The sequence below is a fragment of the Streptomyces sp. LS1784 genome (assembly GCF_020103755.1).
Classification (GTDB): Bacteria; Actinomycetota; Actinomycetes; order Streptomycetales; family Streptomycetaceae; genus Kitasatospora.
Genome location: NZ_JAHSQD010000114.1, coordinates 1 through 19188 on the forward strand (window position 1 = coordinate 1; position 19188 = coordinate 19188).

A 19188-nucleotide genomic window follows, 5' to 3' on the forward strand; every position below is an offset into this window, starting at 1 on the left:
CAGGAGCGCCTGCGCGGCGCCACCGCCACCGTCACGGTGCCCGCCGACCGGCCGCGGCCCGCCGTCGCGGGCACCGCGGGCGCCCGGTTCACCGCCGAGCTGGGCGTCGAGCGCAGCCGCCGGATCCGCACCCTCGCCGAACAGACCGGCACCACCGTCTACATGGTGCTGCTGGCCGCCCTGCAGACCCTCCTCGGCCGCTACACCGGCAGCGAGGACGTCACCGTCGGCACCCCGATCGCCGGACGCACCCGCAGCGAGACCGAGCCGCTGGTCGGCTGCTTCGTCAACACCCTGGCGATGCGCACCGACCTCTCCGGCGACCCGACGGTCCGCGAGCTCCTGGAGCGCGTCAAGGACGCCACCCTCGGCGCCTACGGCCACCAGGACCTGCCCTTCGAGCGGCTGATCGACGCGCTCGGCCTGGCGCGCGAACTCGCCCACACCCCGCTGTTCCAGGTGCTGCTCAACGTCCACAACCAGGCCGAGGCCCGCCCCGAGCTGCCCGGACACACCGTCCACTGGCAGCCGATCGGCACCGACACCGCCAAGTTCGACCTGTCGGTGGCCGTCGTCGACACCGGCGGCGAACTCGCCGCCGACCTCGTCTGGCGCACCGAGCTGTACGACGAGGCCACCGTGCGCCGGGTCTTCGGCCACCTCACCACGGTGCTCGACGCGATGGCCGCCGGCCCCGACGGCCCGCTCGCCGACCTTCCCCTGCTCACCCCGTCCGAGCAGCGGCAGCTCGCCGACTGGGACAATGAGACCCTGCGCGCCTGGGACCTCGACGGCACCCTGCACGGCCTCGTCGAGGAACAGGCCCGCCGCACCCCCGACGCGCCCGCCGTGCGCGGCGCCGACGGCGTGCTCAGCTACGCCGAACTCGACCGGCGCGCCAACGCGCTGGCCCACCGGCTGCGCGCGCACGGCGTCGGCCCGGACCGTCCGGTCGGCCTGCTGGTCGAGCGCTCCGCTGCCCTGGTGGTCGGCATGCTCGGCATCCTCAAGGCCGGCGGCGCCTACCTGCCGCTCGACCCGGTCTACCCGGACGGGCGCATCCACGGCCTGCTCGACGCCTCCGGGGCCGCCGCCGTCGTCACCACCGACGACCTGCGCGACCGGCTCACCGGCGACCTCCCGGTGGTCGTCCCGGACGGCGAGGAGCGCGCCGACGCGCCCGAGACGGACGTCCGCCCCGAGCACCTCTGCTACCTCATCTTCACCTCCGGCTCCACCGGCGCGCCCAAGGGCGTCGCCGTCGAGCACCGCAACTACCTCAACTACCTGCACGGCCTGCGCGAGCGGATCGGCGGCGACCAGCAGGGCTGGAACTGGGCGCTGGTCTCCACCTTCGCCGCCGACCTGGGCACCACCAACGTGTTCGGCGCGCTCACCGGCGGCGGCTGCCTGCACCTGCTGACCCGCGACCAGGCCACCGACCCGGACGCCTTCGCCGCCTACGCGGCCGAGCACCGGATCGACGCCATGAAGCTGGTCCCCAGCCACCTGGAGGGCCTGGCCGCGCACGGCACCGGACTCGGCGCGATCCTCCCCGCCCGGCTGCTGATCTGCGCCGGCGAGGCGCTGCGGCCCGACCTGGTGGCCCGTATCCGCGCCGCCCGGCCCGACCTGCCGCTGCACAACCACTACGGGCCCACCGAGACCACCGTCTCGATGCTCGGCATGCCGGTGCCCGCCGACCTCGGCGACGCGGCCACCGCGCCGCTCGGCCGGCCGTTCGGCAACGTCCGCGCCCACCTCCTGGACACCCGCCGGCGCCCCGTCCCGCTCGGCGTCCCCGGCGAGCTGTACGTCTCCGGCGGCGGCGTCGCCCGCGGCTACCTCGGCCGCGACGACCTCACCGCCGAGCGCTTCCTGGAGGTGGAGGGCCGCCGCGCCTACCGCACCGGCGACCTGGTCCGCCGCCGCCCCGACGGCGCCATCGAGTTCCTCGGCCGGATCGACCACCAGGTCAAGATCCGCGGCTTCCGGGTCGAGATCGGCGAGGTCGAGGCCGAACTGACCGCCCGCCCCGAGGTGCGCGAGGCCGTCGTGGTCGCCCGGGGCGAGGGCGCCGCCCGCTCCCTGGTCGGCTACCTGGTACCCGCCGACCCGGCCGCCGCGCCCGACCCGGGCGAGCTGCGCGCCGCGCTGCGCACCCGGCTGCCCGACTACATGGTCCCGGCCGCGCTGGTCGTCCTGGACGCCCTGCCGCTGAACGCCAACGGCAAGGTCGACCGGGCCGCCCTGCCCGAGCCGGTCGCCGCCCAGCCGGTCTCCGGCGGCGGCGAGCTGACCACCGACACCGAGCACGCGGTGGCCGAGGTCTACCGCCAGGTGCTGGAGGTCGAGGAGATCGGCGCGGCCGACGACTTCTTCGCGCTCGGCGGCGACTCCTTCTCCGCCGTGCGGGCCGTGCGCCTGATCGGTGACGGCCTGTCGGTCATCGACCTGTTCCAGCATCCGACCGTCCGCGAGCTCGCCGCGCTGATCGACGCCCGGGCCGGCGGCACCGCCGACGAGGGCCCGCGCACCCTGCTGCACAAACTCACCCGCGGCAACGCCCCGGCCGAGATCAACGTGGTCTGCGTCCCCTACGGCGGCGGCAGCCCGATCACCTTCCAGCCGCTCGCCGACGCGCTCCCGGCCGGCCACCGGCTGTACGCCGTCGAGCTGCCCGGCCACGACCCGAGCCGCCCCGACGACGAGCTCGCCGAACTCGCCACGCTCGCCGACACCCTGACCGCCCAGATAGTGGAGAAGGTCGACGGCCCGGTGCTGCTCTACGGCCACTGCCTGGGCGGGGCGCTCGCCACCGCCCTCGGCTCCCGGCTGGAGGCGGCCGGCGTCGACCTGCGCGGCCTCGCCCTCGGCGGCACCTTCCCCGCCGCCCGGCTGCCCGGCCGCTTCGCCGAGTGGATGGCGCGCCGGATGCCGGGTGACCGGGTGCTGTCCAACCGCGGCTACCTCGAATACCTGCGCGCCATGGGCGGCTTCACCGACGTCTACGACCAGGCCGAGCAGGACTTCCTGGTCCGGGCGCTGCGCCACGACGTCCGGCAGGCCGAGGACTTCTACACCCGTGCCTACGGGGACGAGCGGCCGGAGAAGCTCTCCGCCCCGATCCTGTGCGTGGTCGGCGAGAAGGACCGCGCCACCCAGCTCTACGAGGAGCGGTACGCCGAGTGGGAGCACTTCGGCGACACCGTCGAGCTCGCGGTCGTGCCGCGCGCCGGGCACTACTTCCTCAAGCACCAGGCCGACGAACTCGCCCGGGTGCTGGCGGAGTTCGCCGCCACCGGGGCGATATCCACCCCGGCCGCGGTCAAGCGCCCGGCCGCCCGGGCCGAGCTGGGCATCTTCGCCAAGGTGGCGATCGGCCAGTTCGTCTCGATGATCGGCACCAGCCTCTCCACCTTCGCGCTCGGCGTCTGGGTCTACCAGCAGACCAACTCGGCCTTCGACTTCGCGATGATCTCGTTCATCGCGGTGCTGCCGGCCGTCCTGCTGCTGCCGGTCGCCGGTGCGCTCGCCGACCGGGTCGACCGGCGCAAGATCATGATCATCACGGACACCGTGGCCGCCGCCGGCATGCTCGGCCTCGGCGTGCTGCTCTGGACCGACCTCCTGGAGATCTGGCACATCTACGTGGTGGCCTGCATCGGCTCCACCTGCGGAGCCTTCCAACGGCCCGCCTACCTCGCCGCGATCACCCAACTGGTGCCCAAGCGCTACCTCGGACAGGCCAACGGTCTCGCCCAACTCGGCACCGGCGCCGGCGACATGATGGCCATCCTGGCGGGCGGCGTGCTGGTCACGCTGATCGGCCTGCACGGCGTCGTGCTGTTCGACATGGCCACCTTCCTCACCGGCGTCACCTGCCTGCTGCTGGTCCGCTTCCCGGACGCCATGTTCGACAAGCAGGAGGAGCCGCTCTGGCGGGAGGTCGTCACCGGCTGGCGGTACATCGCGCGCCGGCACAGCCTGGTCGCCATGGTGGTCTTCTTCGTGGTGTTCAACTACCTGTTCGCCGTCGCCACCGTGCTGATCACCCCGATGGTGCTGGCCAGCGGCACGCCGATGCAGCTCAGCGTCATCACCGCCCTCGGCGGCCTCGGCGCCATGGTCGGCGCCCTGGTCATGGGGCTCTGGGGCGGCACGCGCCGCCGCACCATCGGCATGATCGGCTTCACCTCGGTGGTCGGCCTCGCCGCCGTCCTCGCCGGCAGCCGCCCCGAGACCGCGCTCACCGCCTGCGGACTCTTCGTCCTCTGGGCGGCCATGATGATCCTCAACTCGCACTGGATGGCGCTGATCCAGACCAAGGTAGGGATGGAGCTCCAGGGCCGCGTCCTGGCCACCAACCAGATGCTCGCCATGTCGATGATGCCGCTCGGCTTCCTCACCGCGGGCCCGCTCTCCGACCATGTCTTCGAGCCGCTGATGCGCCCCGGCGGCGCGCTCGCCGACTCGGTCGGCCTGGTGCTCGGCAGCGGACCGGGCCGCGGCGCCGGACTGCTGCTCGTGGTGGTCGGCCTGGTGCTCTTCGTCTGGGGCCTGATCGGCCTCGCCTACCGGCCGCTGCGCCTGCTGGAGGACCTCCTCCCCGACGCGCTGCCGGACGCCGAGATCGGCGACAAGGACGCCATCCAGGCCGAGGCCGACCGGCAGCTCGCCCTCGCCGAGGCAGCCCGCAAGGGCCGCCGCGCCCCGGGCGCCGTCCGGGTGCCGCACCCGTCCGGCAAGCCCGAACCGGTCGAGGACGACGACCCCGCCGACCGGGTGCACGCCTCCACCGGTCGCCGGTAGACGGTCCCACCGCAACGACCGGCGCCCCCGTCCCCCTCTCCGCGAGGGGGGCGGGGGCGCAGGTCGTCAGCACGTTGTCGACGTGCCGCCTCCGAACTGACAGGACGGCACACCCGACAGCAGGTGGACACCGATGCGTACACGCGGTCTCCTCGCAGTGGCCGTGGCATCGGTGGCGGCCCTCGGCGCCGACCGGGCGACGAGCCCGCCCGGGTAGTGTTCGGATGCAAAGGATCAAGCGATTCCGCCGGGCCGCGCCACGGCCCGCGGACAAGGGGAGGTCAACGTGATCGTGGGTACCGGCCGGAGGCTCGTCCTGATCCGTCATGCGCAGGCCGAACGGGAGACGGCGGTCGACAAGGAACGGCGTCTCGACGAGCGGGGGCGGGAGGAGGCGTCCCGGGCCGGACGATGGCTCGCGGGTTCCGGCATCACGCCCGATCTCGCGCGGGTGTCCGGCGCCCGCCGGACCAGGGAGACCTGGGAATGCGTGGGCGCCGCGTTGCCGCGGCTCCCCGAGACGCTCCACGAGCAGGGGCTCTACGACCTCAGTGTGGAGATCCATCGGGGGGAAGCGGGGATCGGCGAGCTGGTCGCGATGGTGCGGGGGAGTTCGGACGACGTGGGCGACCTGGTCGTCGTCGGACACAATCCGAGCCTGCCCGAGCTGGTCCGGCTCCTCGTCGGAACGGCCGACGGCGACCTCTCGCGGCGGGTGGAGGAGTCCGGGTTCCCGACCGCCTCCGTGGCCGTCCTCGAGTTCGACGGTTCCTGGCAGGGGATCGGGCCCGGCGCCGCGAGGATCACCGCGTTCTGGACCCCGTCGCAGGGTTGAGACGGTGCACCTCGGGGCGTCGGTGCGTCCGGCGTCCCACGCCCCACCACCCTGGCCGGGCTCGCCGGCAGGGCTACCGGTTCCAGACCGCCCGGTGACCTCGTCGCCGGCGGCATCCGGCGGTCGATGTCCGTCCGACGAGGTGTTCAGCTGGTCATTTGTCTGGTCATGTGTCGGACAGGCCTCAGGGCCCGACGCCGTCGCGCCTGGACGACAGCGTCGCAGGCGTGCCGTGCCGAGCCTCACTGCACGGTGGCGGCTGCGATGCTGTCGAAGGTCGGCAGACCGAGGAACGCCGGCGAGGTTGCGTTCCTGCCGGGCGTCGATCTGAGCGATCCTCGCCTCGGTTCGTGCTGGCCCGGAGCCGGCCAGAGCGGCCGGCTGCGGATCACCAATACGGCTATCAGAGTGCCTTCCGGACATATCGCGAGCGAGAGACGCGCGCCGATGGGTACGTCGTCTCGCACAAGATGACCTGGGGACCGTTAGGAGACCAGCGTGTACGCGGCAGTGCGGCGGTACGAAGGGGTGACCGATCCCGCGGAGGCGGGACGCCGAGTGGCCGAGGGATTCGTGCCTCTCCTTCGCCAGGTGCCCGGATTCGTAGCCTATTACTGGGTTGATGCCGGGGATGGAGTGATGGTCTCCACCAGCGTCTTTGAAGACCGAACCGGGGCCGAAGAGTCGGTCCGGAGGGCGACTGGCTTCGTGCGGGACAACCTCGCGACACTGCTTCCCAACCCTCCCCAGGTCACGGCCGGCCAGGTTGTGGCCGCTGGATAGCGGACCTCCGCAGCGGGTCACCTCGGCGGTCGTCCGGGGCCCCAAGGCCAATCCAGGTGCACCAGTTGGTCAGGTTCGGGCACACTGCGCTGGTGAACGCTCATACAGCCCCGTCTGCGCAGGAACAGGCAATCCGTCATGTCGCGTCGCTGTCATCCGGGCCTCCGGTCGACCCCGCGCTGCGAGTGACCCTGAACTTTCACCCGGACCGCACGGTGCGCGGTCGGCCGATCCTGCTCGCATTGGCCGAGGACGGCGTCTATCACTCGCAGTTCGTCACGGGAACGAGCAACGGCGGCTTGACGGCCCACCCCGGCGGTGACCGGTGGCGCTGGGAGAGCCGGATCTTCGGGGGCGCGTATGACCACGCGCCTGGGCACGAGCGCCCTGTCTACGGCGCGCTGGACTTCCGGCGCAGGCCGCTCGGCGGGGCGCCCCGGTTCGGCTCCGCGCACTTTCGGCTGACTGCTGAGGTCCTTCCACGAGCCACGTTCTGCTACCCGGACAGCGTCTTCGAACCGTCGGCCTTCGGTGTCGCGGCCCGCATGTCCCTCATAGACCTGGCTGAGGCCGACGGCCAGGACGCACTCGACGACTACATCGAGGCACAGGTGCACGGGCCGCTCGTCCTGGACCGCGATGTCGAGGCATTGGTCCTGGACCCGAGCTTCCGAGGAACGGCAGTGGAAGCCGCAGCCCGCCGCCTGCCATGCCCGCTCGAATGGCACCCAGGACTCAGGCTTACGGTCGAAGAGCTCGGACGCCACCCGGACTACCGCGGACAGGAGTACGTCGACCTGGGAGCCGAGATCGCCGTTGACGGCTACCTCGATCCCCGGATTGTCGGAGACGCCGCACGCACCGGACTCCATGACCAGCAGGCGCTCAAGAAGGTGTGGCACTGTCTGGCGCGCTTCGGGGCGGCCGAGGAGCGCAACGCCTGATCAGGCAGGCATTCGGGCAGTTCCCGTACCCGACTCCACCACTACGGCAGACCTGGTCAGACGCCGCCGTGGAGGTCGAGGGCGGCCTCGTCGGCACCGGTCTCGCCTGGACGGCTGACCGGCCGGCACCAGGCGCCAGGAGTGGACGCGCATCGCCGGAGGCGGTTCCCCGCTTCCCGACTCGACCACCGACCGGCACACGACCGTCGGAGGCGTCAGGGTGCCACCCCCCGGCGGGGTGCGGGCGAGGCATCACCCGCGCTCCGCCTGCTACGCGCCGATCTGCATCGCGCCGACGGAGACCGGAAACGCTCGGTGAGCCCGAAATACCCGGTCCCCGGGCCTGGTTGATCGCCTGCGTCGTGCTTACGTAGACTCGCTGACCTCGTGTACGGGCGACCGATTGGGCGGATCGACGGTCGGGCAGAGGGCGGAGGGGCAAGGCATGGCCCAGGTGGACAAGGTCGAACAGCGGTTGGCCGGTGAGCTGTTGCCGGGGGAACAGGTGCAGTACGGCATCCTCGGTTTCAGGATCGGCGGAATTCGCAAGACCATGATCGGTGGGGCCGCGGGAATCGCCGGGGTGGCGGGCACAGCGGCGATGGCTGTGGCCACGAGCGGTGCCAAGGCCGACGTTCCCGCCGCGCAGCTTCCATTGCCGGGCCGGTTCATCGTCGGGCTCACCGACCAGCGCCTGATGGTGTTCTCGATCGGGGGAGTCTTCGTCGCCAAACCGAAGAAGCTGCTGCATGCCTACGCCCTGGACCAGCTTGCATGGATATCCGAGCCCGAACTGATCGCAGGCGTGGCGCAGGCGCTCAGGGTCTTCATCGGTGTGGCGGGTGCAGGGGTGTTGAGCTTCGAGTTTCCGCGGCTGCAGGTCGCCGAAGCCCGCAGCATGGTCAGGCGGATCGAGAGGGGCATGCCCACTCCTCAAGCGTAGGCCCGCTATGCCGGCCGTCACGCTCCCGCCGCCTGACACGGTCATCCAGGTCCACAAGTCCGAGTTGCGGGCAGAGGGATCACGGGTGATCAGCCCTGCTTGACCAGGACCTGGAACGCCTGCACCAACGGGCCGCCGAACAGAGCAGCCGCGCCGTGGCGCGGCGCTGCCGGCCTCTCACCGGCCGGGTCCCGCGGGACACCCCCCTGCTTCCCGGGCCGGGCTGCGGGCAGGCCGGCCGGCGGCGGGGACGGCGTCTTCCCGTTGACGACCGCCCGCCGTCCCGATGACCCGCGTGTCGTGCAGCCGGGTCACATTGCGCGGGAGAGACGTCGGATGCCTTCGTCGATCTGGTCGACGGAGGTTTCTCCGTAGGTGAGGCGGAGGTAGGCGCCGTCGGGTTCTGCAGGGAACCAGGGGGTGCCCGAGGAGACGAGAACTCCGGCTGCCAGTGCGCGTGCGGCGAGGGCGTCGGAATCGGTGCCGTCCGGGAGCCTGACCCACACGTGCATGCCGCCCCGGGGCACACGTGACGTCCGCCTCGGGCAGGTGGGCGGCGAGGGCCCGTAGGAGGGTGTCGCGGCGGTGGGCGAGCTGGCGGGAGACACCGCGCAGGTGGCGGGGCAGGGCGGTGGAGGTGAGGAAGTCGAGTGCGGTGGCCTGCAAGGGGCCCGAGACGTAGAGGTCGTCGAGGGCCTTGGCCGCGCGCAGCCGGGTGAGGGCCGGGCCTCGGGCGGCGAGCGCGGCGACGCGTAGGCCGGGGGCGATGGTCTTGGTGAGAGAACGGACGTGCACGACGTGTCCGGTCTCGTCCTCGGACATGAGCGTGGGGGGGTACGGGGGTGTCGATGGCCAGGTCCCGGGCGTAGTCGTCCTCGATGACGAATGCGGAGTGCCGGGCCGCGGTGTCGAGGAGCCGGGCGCGGCGTTCGGGGGCCAGGGTGGTTCCGGTGGGGTTGGCGTACAGGGGCTGGGCGACGACGAGGTGTGCCCCGGTGCGGGCGAGGGCTTCGTCGAGCAGGTCAGTACGCATGCCATGGGCATCGGTGGGGACGGGGACGACCTCGGGACGAGCGGCGATCATCCTGGGGTTGCTGCCGGCGGTCACCGCGATGTTCGCCCAGGCGATCGGAGGCGAGCGGCTCCCGGCCGGTTTCTGGGCGGCGTCCCTGGCGGGGATCGCCGTGCTCACCGGATATCTGCTGCTGACCCGGCCCGGTGCGGCGGCCGCCGGGTTCGGCTGGGGAGACCTGACCATGCTGGGGGCCACCCTGTGTTCCGGTTTCGGGTACGCGGTCGGGGCCAGGGAGGCCAGGAGTGTCGGCGGTGCCTGCAGCATCTCCTGGTCGCTCGTCCTGCTGCTGCCGTTCTCGATCCCGGCCGCGTCCGTCGCCTTCCTGACCGGCACCTACGATCTGAGGCCCTCGGTGGTCTTCGGGATCGCCTACATCGCCATCGTCTCCCAGCTGCTGGGGTTCTTCGCCTGGTACGGCGGCCTGGCTCGCGGTGGCATCGGCCGCGTCGGCCAGATCCAGCAGATCCAGCCGATCCTCACCCTCGTCGCCTCCGCCGTGCTCCTGGGCGAACCCCTCACGGCCGGCGCCTACCTCGTCGGATTCGCCATTGCCGCACTCGTGTGGCTCGCCCAACGCGCTCGTACCACAGCCGCTCAGACGGTCACCCGTACTCGGCTCGCACCCCCATCCGCCGTCACGGACCGGCTGGACCACGAGAACAACGGATCTTGATCAGCGAGGACACCCCGTGGACAACCCCGAGTTTCGCCCGCCGAACTCGCCGGTGCAGGTCAGAGCCGCGCGTCGTACAGGCCGTCACCCACCCGGAGCTGCAGGACGAGGGCACGGTGCATCGCCGCGACAAGCTGGTGCAGCGCCAGGACGAGGAGGTGCAGGACCCCCTCGTCCTGGCGCTCCTGCCGGAGGTTGTCCCGGGCAGGTCGGCTTGCCCGGCCTGGTTGCCCCCGAGGTGCAGCAGGTTGTCCCGCCCGGACGCTGCTGCGCCCTCGGCGGTGCAGCGCGACCCGCTGCACCGCGCTGCGTGCTGTACCACCTGGGCCCCGGTGCAGCACGGCGCCGGCCGACGTCACCGCCAAGCTGCTGCACCCGCTGCTCACGGTCCGGCCCGGGCATCAAGGAATCGCCCGGGAAACCTTGGTGACCCCTCCGCATACCTTGATGCCGCAGGTCACAGCCACCGAGCCGTCCGGGTGCCCGGCGTCCTGGCGGTCGACCCGGGAACGGCAGGTCGCTCGGCCCCACTGTGACCACCCGTCCCGGCGGCCGAACCGGGCCGCGTTCGTACGCGGCGCCACTCACCTCAACAGCTCCACCACCGGGTCGCGCGCCACGCCCTCGCAACGTTGAAGGGGTCCACCGCCGAGCACCACCAGCGCCGGCACACCACATCGGACAAGGCGCAGAGCCAAGTCCCGGACGACCTCCAGCCCCCACGGCCTGGCCGCTTCCGACAGCAACACCGCCGCCCACCGCTAGACGTGGCGGCTCGAAGGAGCAGCCGGGCCGGACGCCGCCGGCCTGGACACACCCCATCCGGGTGGATCGGCCGGTCCGCGTGTGTCGAATCGTCGTTCGCACGACGAACGGTGTTCTGATTTCACGACGCGGAACGTTGGGAGGCGAACACGTGGCTACTGAAGCGAGGCCGGGACCGACCGGAACGGGCGCAGGGGCATCACGACGCCGCGTCCTGACCACGGCCATGCTGGGATCGGCATTCGCGGCACTGCCGGGACGGGCCGTCGGTGCCGGGCAGGACGCCTTGCACGAAGGGGCGTACGGCGGCACGGATCACGCCCGCGGAGGTGAGGCGGGCGCTGACGGCACGGAGGCCGGCGCGCTGGTGCGTCCGGCTGAGAGCACCGCGGGGGACTGGACTCACGTCGCAGAGGAGCTGGGCCGCAAGGGCAGCATGCTGGGCAAGCTGATCTACCGGACGGCTTTCCCGCGCACCGACCTGCACGTCGTCTCCCACGGCGTCACCGTGTCGCCGGAACTCGCCGTCGGCTCGCATGTGTCCTTCATCCGATATGCCGACAACACCACCCTGACCATGGGAGAACTGGCCGTCACCGAGGCGGAACTGCCCCCGGTGATCGGCGCGCTGCAGTCACACGGCATCGAGCAGGTGGCCATTCACAACCACCTGCCCGCTCACACTCCCCGTATCGTGTGGATCCATACACACGGACACGGTCCGAACGCCCCGGCCCTGGCCCGAGGCCTGCGCGCCGCGTTCGCCCACACGGGTACGCCGCCCGCCAAGTCCTCGACGACTCCACCGAAGAAGCTGGAGCTGGACACGGCGGGCATCGACGCCGCCCTGGGCACCACAGGCACCGTCTACGGCAGTGTCTACAAGTCCGCCTTCCTGCGCCGCGAGACGATCACCGACGGCAACTATGCCCTGCCGCCCGGTTCCGGGGCGACCACGGCCTTCAGCTTCCAGCCGGTGGGGGGAGGCCGCGCTGCGCTCAGCGGGGATGTCGCCGTGATGGCCGGTGAGGCGCAGCACGTGCTGGGCGTACTCCAGCGCGACGGGATCGGGATCGTCGAACTGCACAATCACGGCTTGGTCGACTCGCCCCGCATGTTCTTCATCCACGTCTGGGCCGTCGACGACGCCGTGAAGATTGCGCGGGCCCTGCATTGTGCGGTGGCCGCCACCAACGCCGTACCCGCCAATGGGGCAGGAGGGGGCGAGTAGCGGGCCTGTCGGCAGCGACCCATGGGCCGTGGTCCACGAGAACCGCTTCCTCGGTGACCCCACCGTGGCTGCGCGGGGTCGGCCGTGTGCCCGTCCGGGCACGGTCTCGCGCTGGTCGGCCCCGATCTGCCGCCGGTCACCGTGGTGCCGGACCCCCACGACGACCTCCCCCACACACGCACCGCCCAGGCCGCCCACAACCCCACAACGGGCCGGGCCACCATCCCCCCACCATCGGCACCGACTCCACCATCGGCCTGGCCTACGGCATCCTCGCCGCCCTCGCCCTGGCCGCCTCGGCCACCGGCTGTCTGCTCACCCTCACCGCACTGGCGCTCACCGCCCTCACCGCCCTCACTGCCGCGAACCCTGCACGCCGCCGCGAGGCCCGCACCCTCCTCGCCCTGCTGCTCAACCGCAGGCCCTGACCGCCGACCGCGCCGACCCCGGAGTTTGAACGGGAACGCATGTCGCCTCCACACGCGCCGCCGCCGGCGGGGGTGGAGGCGGCGACGGCGCTCCCCATCCGGCGGCCCACCGGGCGACAGGATCCCCAAAGCCGCTGGGCCGTCTCGGTGCGGTGCCTGGCCTGCGGGCTGCCTGCCGCCGGGCGGGCTGGCCTGTGCGTCGCAGGGTGCCGGAGTCCCGGTACTCCGGAAGGCACTCGGCGAGGGGCCTGTTCAGATGACTCCTCGGGCTGCCTGTCGCTGCGCCGTGGTCGTCCGCCGCTAGCGTGGCGGGCATTCCGTCTCCTCGCGATGCCGCCGCATCGCGAGCCGATCCCTGGAGTGACGCCATGCGCCGCATCACTGCCGTCCTCACCGGAGCCGTTGCGCTGTCGGCCGCTTTCACCTCCCAAGCCGTCGCGGCGCCCGCCGTGATCGATGCCCCCAACGCCAGGGCCGCCGCCGAAGTAGGCTATCGCGGCGAGCTGCTGAGGCAGAAGAACGTGGTCGACAGCTTTCAGGTCGCGGAGGGCCTCTACTGCGTCATCGTCAATCCGAACGCCGGCATCAACCTGCCCAGTGCCCTGATTCTGGGCAACGCTGGTGGCCACGCGACCAACGTCCACACGATCGGGCAGCCCACCACGTCGTGCAACGGCCGGCGGGACGCCATCACCGTCGTGACCCTCAAGGACAACCTGCCGAAGTCCGACAGCTTCACCATCGCGGTGCTGTAGCAGTCGGACAGCCCCCTGACGGAGTCCGGACACGGCACCCTGTGTCCGGACTCCGAGCGCATCGGGGAGCTTCTCGACGGCCAGGCGGATCACGGTGCCCTCGATGACGGGCAGTGGACCGTCGTGGTCGACCCAGGCCGCCCGTCGGGTCAGCTTGGGGTGGAGCGGTCCCACGCCTGCGCCACCGCTGTCCCGTAGCGACGGGTCTCGGCGGTCGTGACCGCCTGCTCGGTGCCCCGGGTCTCGGACTGGCCGAAGACGAACCCGCCGCCGTGCTTGGGCGGCCGGCCTCCCCGCGGGTTGTGGACGCGCGGCCGAGTGGGGCGGCGCATGACCCGGTCCGAGCGGAGCAGGCCGGATCTGCACCGGTAGCCCGGCCAGCACGTGGGCGATACGCGGGGCGTCGTAGCCGGCGTCGAGGACAACCAGGATCTCCGGATCACCCTCCTGCCAGTGACTGGCGGAGACCAGGCGTTCGACCCACGTCGCGGAGCTGGGCGGTGGTGACGGCAGCGACGTCGGCGCCGGGCTCCCTGTACTTCCGCTCCTCGGGAAAGGGCACGCGAACGTACGTGACCCACTGGGGTGCGCAGGCGCCGATCGTCTCGTAGTTACGTTGTGCCTCGGCAAGGCTCAACGTCTCGTTCGGACCGCGCCCTTGTCGTCGCTGGTCACGTTGCCACAGATAGCAGCAGTCACCGACAGTCCGAACACGGCCGGAGGTTGACCGTCAAGCCCAGCGGCGGTGTCCGAACCTCAGGCTGTCCGAGCGGCCTCGACGTGGGTGGCCGAGGAAATGCCATGCTCACAGTCTCATCGGGCCACTACGCTGCCGGAATGATCCATCCGTCGCCCCGACCGCTGACCCTCGAAGCCGCCAAGGACCTCCAGGGTCTCCTCCGTGCCGAGATCGGGCCGGGCCTCGGCGAGCAGGAGCTCGATGACATCGAGGGCCGGTTCGGCTTCCGCTTCGCGGCGGACCACCGGGTCTTCCTCTCCGCCGGACTCCCACACGGGTCGCGAAGCTGGCCGGACTGGCGCCACGGTGACCCTGAGGACCTGCGGGCGCGCCTGTCCTGGCCGGTCGAGGGCGTGCTGTTCGACGTCGAGCACAACGGATTCTGGTACCCGGACTGGGGGCCGAAGCCCGCCGAGACGTCGGACGCGCTGCGGATCGCACGAATCGAACTGGCGGCCGTCCCGCAGCTGGTCCCGCTCTACAGCCACCGCTACCTGCCCGGCACGGCAGGCGAGTCGGGCCATCCGGTGCTCTCGGTCCACCAGACCGACATCATCTATTACGGGAACGACCTCTCCGACTACATTCGGCATGAGTTCACTGGCCGGTCGAATGGGCATTCCCGGACTCGTGCGACGGTCGGATTCTGGTCGTACATCGTCGAGGGCTGCTCGGAGACCGCGTTCACCACGCCGCACGATCACTACGCCGCAACCCCGGCGGAGGCGGTTGAGCACCTGCGGATGCTGGCGCTGGAGCGTCTGATCGGGCGCCAGGTCCACGACGACCAGTTGGTCCAGGCCGGGCTGGTGTCGCTGGCGCTCGATGTGGAGGCACCGTCTCTACGGCTGCTCGCCGGCCTGTCGCACGACGAATACGGGCAGGCCTGCGTGCTCTTCGAGCAGGTGCTCACCGAGCTGGGTCTCGCCTCAAGTCTTCCCGCCAACGACACCGACCTTCCGTGGGAGTCGGCCCGCTGGGAGCTTGTCCGCTGGTGGCTCAGGCTGATCGTGAAGGGAAGTACGGCACCCGCAGCCGGTGGCGGCGTGATCGCGTACGACGGTTGGGGTGTGCTGGCCCGGCCCGAGGCACTGAAGCCGCTGGTCGACCTGGTCAACGACTGGGAGGCGAACGAGCACGACACACGCGAGGAGATCGCCAACGCAATCGTCACGGAGGCCGAGCGGCTGCTCGCCGGCCCATGGCCCCCGCACACGGGCTGATCCCGATCCCGGACGCGCGGTCATGTCGAGAGGGGCTGTGGACCCCTCCGGTGGCCCCGTGTCGCGGAAAAGGCCAGTCCCGGCCGCCGAAAAGGCGGCCGGGACTTCTTCTATGACCGACCGGCGAATTCCCCCGGAGGAAATCCACGGACTTTCCGCAACTTCTCTGTCCACAGCCGCGGCGGACGACGATCCCTCGACGGGCCCGGGAACGGCGGGCCCCCGCGACCACCACCTCGAAGGGGGCGTACCACCAGGCCGAAGGTCCAGGAGGAGAGCGGCAGCCGGCTGCCGCACCGCCGTCGCCCGGATCAGCCCTCCTCGCCGTCGCCTTCGTCATCGCCTGAACCGGCAGGCCCGCGATCACGCGGTCCCTCCCGCACGGGCGTCGGAACCCGGTCGAGGGCAGGTCAGGCCGCCAGGTCCTGCACGGGCGGGGCGACGAGACGATCGCGGTGATGCGGGTCCTGGCGGACTGCCTGGGCGGAGCGGAGGACTGGGTCGTCGACACGCTGTGCGCTCTGTATGCCGAGCACGGCCGTGACCAGGAGGGCCTGGCCTACCTCGACACCCTCAAGGCACGCCTTGACGGTGAGGAGGAGCGGGACTTCTTCAGAATGCGGCCTCCGTTGCCGGCTGACTGCGGCCTGCCCGACGAGGCGATCGAGCAGGCCCGGGCCCGCCCCGAAGGCGGCACCTGGTACGCGGCCTGGTCTCTCTCGGACCTGCTTGCCGAGGCGGGCCGCACCGAGGTAGCCGTCGCCGTCCTCGAACAGCACCCGACGTCCAACAGTTCCATCCCGGCCCAGCGCCTCATCGACCTCGGCCGCATCGAAGTCGCCGTACAAGTCCTCCAGAACCGGCCGAGTGCCGAACCGGCCACCGACTCCTGGGTCGGCACCTGCTCCAACGAACCACCGACGGATCATCCGACCAGTGCTCTCCGACAGGCGATCGTGACCGATTGCCAAGTGATCTCGACTGCTCGGCCCAGGGTGCCGCAGGCGCACCGTGGCAGGGTGCCCTGCGGCTGGTGGGATGATCGCCGGGCAAGACGTCGGGCAGTGCGGAGGGCATGATGAAGGGCCGTTTCACCGACCCCGGGTTCACGGTGTACGAGTTCGCCGACGAGGTACTCGTCCGTTGCCCGCAGTGCGCGGGCTGCGCCCTCGTTCTCGCAAGGCTGGGCGAGTGCGAGCACCGCTGGATCGGCGTCCGGGAGTACACCCGCCGACGGCTGCGGTGCGGCTGTGGTCACGCCAAGGACGAGTTCCAGGGCTCCAGAGCCTTCGGCGGGCCTGTCGACCCGTACTTCGGGCTGCCGCTCTGGCTGGTCACGGACTGCTGCGGCGGACGGCAGCTCTGGGCGTACCACCTCGCCCATCTCGACCTGCTGCAGGGCTACATCAGCGCCGGACTTCGCGAGCGTGCCGCGGCCCCCGGCTCGATGAGCCTGGTGGAACGGCTGCCGGCCTGGGTGAAGTCGGCCAAGCACCGGGAGGAGAACCTCCGAGCGATCCGGCGGCTGCGCACCTCGGTTCCGCATGGGCGACAGGCCGGTATCGACGGGGCCTTTGCAGATATCGAGGCGGCCCCGGCGTCCTGAACCAGGTGGTCACACTCACCTGGCGAACGGCCAAGATCACCTGTCACAGGACAACCAGCAGAGCCACCAGGTCGTCGACGCCGTGACGGCGCTGCTGGCGGTCCGCGAGCGGCTTGGCGACGGGGCGCCGGCCTCGCTGGCCGCCGAGAAGGCGACCACGGCCGACACCCGGCTCGGTGCCATCCGCCGCATGCGCACCGGCCTGCACGACGCCGCCCGCCTGCTGACGGAGACCGTCCGACTGCTGACCACCGCCCACGGGAACGCCACCCTCGGCGTCGATGGCGCGATCAGCCGCAGCACCGACGGCACGCCTGGTTCTGTTCACGGGTTCTGACGGCAGATGTACACCACTTCGGGAGGCGCCCCGCCCGGGCCGGGGTCGATGTTCACGAGAGCGGGAGGCACCTCGTGGATCCGTCCGCCGGACGGCCGAGGCCAGGCGTCGAATTGGCCGTGCGTCGACGTCAGCGGGCCCCATAGGGTGTTCTGATGTTCGATCATTTGGAGATCGGGGTGTTGCCGCCGGGACCCCGGTTCGCTGCCCAGGTGCGGTTCCGGGTCAACGGCGAGGACGTGGTCGGAGAGGCGGTTCGCGAAGGCGGCCGCGAACCTTACGCGGCTGATGTGCTGCCAGCGGGCCGCCCCAGCCCTCTTCGGGCGACCGACGAGGCGCGCCGCCTGGAACTGGGGGAATCGGAGTGCACCGGTGGCTGCTGTGGCTTCCTGACCGTGGTCGTGCAGCGGTTCGGGGGGATCGTGCAGTGGTCGGACTGGGAGATGCCGCGGCAGTCTCCGCTCGACCCCGATCCCTACCCTCTGCCGCAGTTCCACTTTGACGCGGGTCAGTACGACGCCGAATTGGCTCGCGCTGAGGCGGACCGTTCGTGGCAGGTGCGACCGTAGCCCAGCACTGCGTGACCCCGCCCGGCCGCAGGCTCTTGCCGGCCCCGCGTCCGGGTCGACGGGCCCCTCCAGCAAGCCCAGGTGCCAAGGAACGACTGGAACGGGAGGCCGAGGAGCAGCTGGAGTGCGACCTGTTGGCTTGTGGGGCGGGAATGGTCTCTCGTCCTGGCGGCCGGCCGCGACGGGGTGCGGCCGGCCTGGCGGGACCTGTCACGTGTCTACGGCCGGTACCGGTCGGCGAGGTCGCCGTAGCCGCCTTCTGTCCAGACCGCCTTGCGGAACTCCGTGAGGCCGAGCGCCCCGGTGCTCTGCCCGGCGGTGGGTGGGAAGTGCGCGGTGCCGCAACGGGCGCAGTACCAGGCCTGGTTCCAGAGCCGTTCGGCCTGGGGGCGGCCCGCCAGACGCCGCCGTCTGGCGAGGAACAGCGCGGTCGCGCCCGCCAGGAGGGCGATCGAGAGGGCCAGGATCAGGTATGACCCCCAGAGCGGGACCAGCGCGTCGTTCGCGTCGGCGAGCGGGGCCGCCGGTGCAGGGGAAGCCGGAGCGGCCTCGGCAAGGCCGCCCGGGAGGAGGTCGGTGGGGAAGTCGTTCGGGAACCCCGGGTGCTTCGTCACCCAGTCCGGCGGCGAGAGGTCGGGCTTCTGGTGGACGGGCGCGTCGCGCGCCATGGTGCCCTGGATGAAGGTGAAGACTGCCCCGATCAGCGTCACGAAGCCCAGGACCGTCAGTGTCTGGATCGCCGTGCTGGTGGCGGGCGGCGCGGGTGCCAGGGCCCGGCCGAGGGCGGAGACCTCTTCGCGGGTCTCGGTGCGGCCGTCGCGGCCGTCGCGGCCCAAGGTGCGCACGGTGACGTTCCGCCGCTCGCCCAGGTGGACCGCCGGCACGCTGCGGACCTGGTCGGTCAGCGCGCAGCTCGGGCAGGGCGTCAGGGTGCCGGGCGGCGGTGGCGCGGGTACGGCGTCGTTGATCGGCATGTGCGGAAGTTCCCCCCAGGAGTACGGCGGTCGGGCGACCGTTCGTATCCGGGTGGACGCCGCCGCGCGGCCTCCGGTTGCGGCCCGCCGCGAGGACCGGAAACGCCTCCAGGCCACCCGAACCGCCCACGCGAAGCGGCCGGCGGGGCATCCCCGGACCCCCTCACCTGCACTGCGGCCCGCGGAATCGTGTGACCCGCTCTGCCGGTCCTCGGCCAGACCATGCCCGGCCTGCTGCTCTCCCGGTCCGGCCCGTCGGCCGCCGTCGCCGTCAGCTCCTGGGCGGCAGTGCCCGCGTACCCGCGGCCCGCAGGTGACGAGGCGGAAGCCCGCTGCGCGACTGACATCACCCTTCGCCACCACGGAATGGATGCTGTTGGTGATCTTCATGAGTGACGGGTTCGAGTCCCGCCACCCGGTGGTTGGCACAGTTGCTGGAAGCGGGTGGTTGGGCCTGTTCGATGGTCGGCTGATCTGCCATCGTCACGGTGCTGGC

Annotated in this window: 14 protein-coding genes and 2 pseudogenes; 13 read left to right on the forward strand and 3 right to left on the reverse strand. The window is 71.6% G+C overall.

Annotation, left to right across the window (positions count from 1 at the left end; all coding sequences use genetic code 11):
* The 8 genes from KS423_RS16100 to KS423_RS16135 all read left to right on the forward strand — a co-directional run.
* Positions 1-4812 (forward strand): non-ribosomal peptide synthetase (locus KS423_RS16100; protein ID WP_224279828.1); only part of this gene is annotated, 4812 nt, incomplete at its 5' end.
* A 286-nt stretch (positions 4813-5098) separates the two neighbouring features.
* A complete protein-coding gene (locus tag KS423_RS16105; RefSeq protein ID WP_224279830.1) occupies positions 5099-5647 on the forward strand; it encodes a histidine phosphatase family protein in 549 nt (182 codons plus the stop codon).
* Positions 5648-6522: 875 nt separating this feature from the next.
* On the forward strand, positions 6523-7374 hold the full coding sequence (locus tag KS423_RS16110) for a DUF3626 domain-containing protein (protein WP_224279832.1): 852 nt from the start codon (positions 6523-6525) through the stop codon (positions 7372-7374).
* A gap of 445 nt (positions 7375-7819) precedes the next feature.
* Positions 7820-8317, forward strand: coding sequence for a hypothetical protein (locus KS423_RS16115; RefSeq protein WP_224279834.1), 498 nt, complete (start codon positions 7820-7822; stop codon positions 8315-8317).
* 1031 nt (positions 8318-9348) lie between these two features.
* Positions 9349-10065, forward strand: a complete 717-nt coding sequence (locus tag KS423_RS16120; protein ID WP_224279836.1) for a DMT family transporter — start codon at positions 9349-9351, stop codon at positions 10063-10065.
* A 991-nt stretch (positions 10066-11056) separates the two neighbouring features.
* Positions 11057-12061, forward strand: coding sequence for a DUF1259 domain-containing protein (locus KS423_RS16125; RefSeq protein ID WP_224279850.1), 1005 nt, complete (start codon positions 11057-11059; stop codon positions 12059-12061).
* Between the two features lie 53 nt (positions 12062-12114).
* Positions 12115-12489: a hypothetical protein gene (locus KS423_RS16130; protein ID WP_224279852.1), complete on the forward strand. Its 375-nt coding sequence runs from the start codon at positions 12115-12117 to the stop codon at positions 12487-12489.
* A 368-nt stretch (positions 12490-12857) separates the two neighbouring features.
* Positions 12858-13244 (forward strand): hypothetical protein, encoded by a 387-nt coding sequence (locus KS423_RS16135; protein WP_224279854.1) that lies wholly within the window; start codon positions 12858-12860, stop codon positions 13242-13244.
* A 63-nt stretch (positions 13245-13307) separates the two neighbouring features.
* Here KS423_RS16135 and KS423_RS16140 read toward each other — a convergent pair.
* Both KS423_RS16140 and KS423_RS48495 read right to left on the reverse strand, forming a co-directional pair.
* Positions 13308-13773 (reverse strand): annotated as a pseudogene (locus tag KS423_RS16140) (transposase); the annotation flags it as partial.
* 27 nt (positions 13774-13800) lie between these two features.
* Positions 13801-13929 (reverse strand): annotated as a pseudogene (locus tag KS423_RS48495) (CPCC family cysteine-rich protein); the annotation flags it as partial.
* Positions 13930-14081: 152 nt separating this feature from the next.
* Here KS423_RS48495 and KS423_RS16150 point away from each other — a divergent pair.
* The 5 genes from KS423_RS16150 to KS423_RS16170 all read left to right on the forward strand — a co-directional run bounded on the left by KS423_RS16150 (position 14082) and on the right by KS423_RS16170 (position 17718).
* On the forward strand, positions 14082-15206 hold the full coding sequence (locus KS423_RS16150; RefSeq protein ID WP_224279838.1) for a hypothetical protein: 1125 nt from the start codon (positions 14082-14084) through the stop codon (positions 15204-15206).
* A 458-nt stretch (positions 15207-15664) separates the two neighbouring features.
* On the forward strand, positions 15665-16285 hold the full coding sequence (locus KS423_RS16155; RefSeq protein WP_224279840.1) for a hypothetical protein: 621 nt from the start codon (positions 15665-15667) through the stop codon (positions 16283-16285).
* Positions 16282-16812: a hypothetical protein gene (locus KS423_RS16160; protein WP_224279842.1), complete on the forward strand. Its 531-nt coding sequence runs from the start codon at positions 16282-16284 to the stop codon at positions 16810-16812. Before KS423_RS16155 ends, KS423_RS16160 begins: the two co-directional genes overlap by 4 nt.
* Positions 16813-16894: 82 nt before the next feature.
* The gene (locus KS423_RS16165; RefSeq protein WP_224279844.1) at positions 16895-17149 is read left to right on the forward strand and encodes a hypothetical protein; all 255 of its coding nucleotides are present in this window, start codon (positions 16895-16897) and stop codon (positions 17147-17149) included.
* A gap of 155 nt (positions 17150-17304) precedes the next feature.
* Positions 17305-17718, forward strand: a complete 414-nt coding sequence (locus tag KS423_RS16170; protein ID WP_224279846.1) for a hypothetical protein — start codon at positions 17305-17307, stop codon at positions 17716-17718.
* 218 nt (positions 17719-17936) lie between these two features.
* On the opposite strand, the gene KS423_RS16175 is transcribed toward KS423_RS16170, so the two are convergent.
* The gene (locus tag KS423_RS16175) at positions 17937-18692 is read right to left on the reverse strand and encodes a hypothetical protein (protein WP_224279848.1); all 756 of its coding nucleotides are present in this window, start codon (positions 18690-18692) and stop codon (positions 17937-17939) included.
* Positions 18693-19188 lie beyond the last annotated feature (496 nt).

Excerpts from the sequence above, each read along its gene's own strand:
- KS423_RS16150 (WP_224279838.1), top strand. The coding sequence starts at position 14,082 with ATGATCCATCCGTCGCCCCGACCGCTGACCCTCGAAGCCGCCAAGGAC.
- KS423_RS16135 (WP_224279854.1), top strand. The coding sequence starts at position 12,858 with ATGCGCCGCATCACTGCCGTCCTCACCGGAGCCGTTGCGCTGTCGGCC.
- KS423_RS16125 (WP_224279850.1), top strand. The coding sequence starts at position 11,057 with ATGCTGGGATCGGCATTCGCGGCACTGCCGGGACGGGCCGTCGGTGCC.
- KS423_RS16170 (WP_224279846.1), top strand. The coding sequence starts at position 17,305 with ATGTTCGATCATTTGGAGATCGGGGTGTTGCCGCCGGGACCCCGGTTC.
- KS423_RS16155 (WP_224279840.1), top strand. The coding sequence starts at position 15,665 with ATGCGGGTCCTGGCGGACTGCCTGGGCGGAGCGGAGGACTGGGTCGTC.
- KS423_RS16115 (WP_224279834.1), top strand. The coding sequence starts at position 7,820 with ATGGCCCAGGTGGACAAGGTCGAACAGCGGTTGGCCGGTGAGCTGTTG.
- KS423_RS16120 (WP_224279836.1), top strand. The coding sequence starts at position 9,349 with ATGCCATGGGCATCGGTGGGGACGGGGACGACCTCGGGACGAGCGGCG.
- KS423_RS16160 (WP_224279842.1), top strand. The coding sequence starts at position 16,282 with ATGATGAAGGGCCGTTTCACCGACCCCGGGTTCACGGTGTACGAGTTC.
- KS423_RS16175 (WP_224279848.1), bottom strand. The coding sequence starts at position 18,692 with ATGCCGATCAACGACGCCGTACCCGCGCCACCGCCGCCCGGCACCCTG.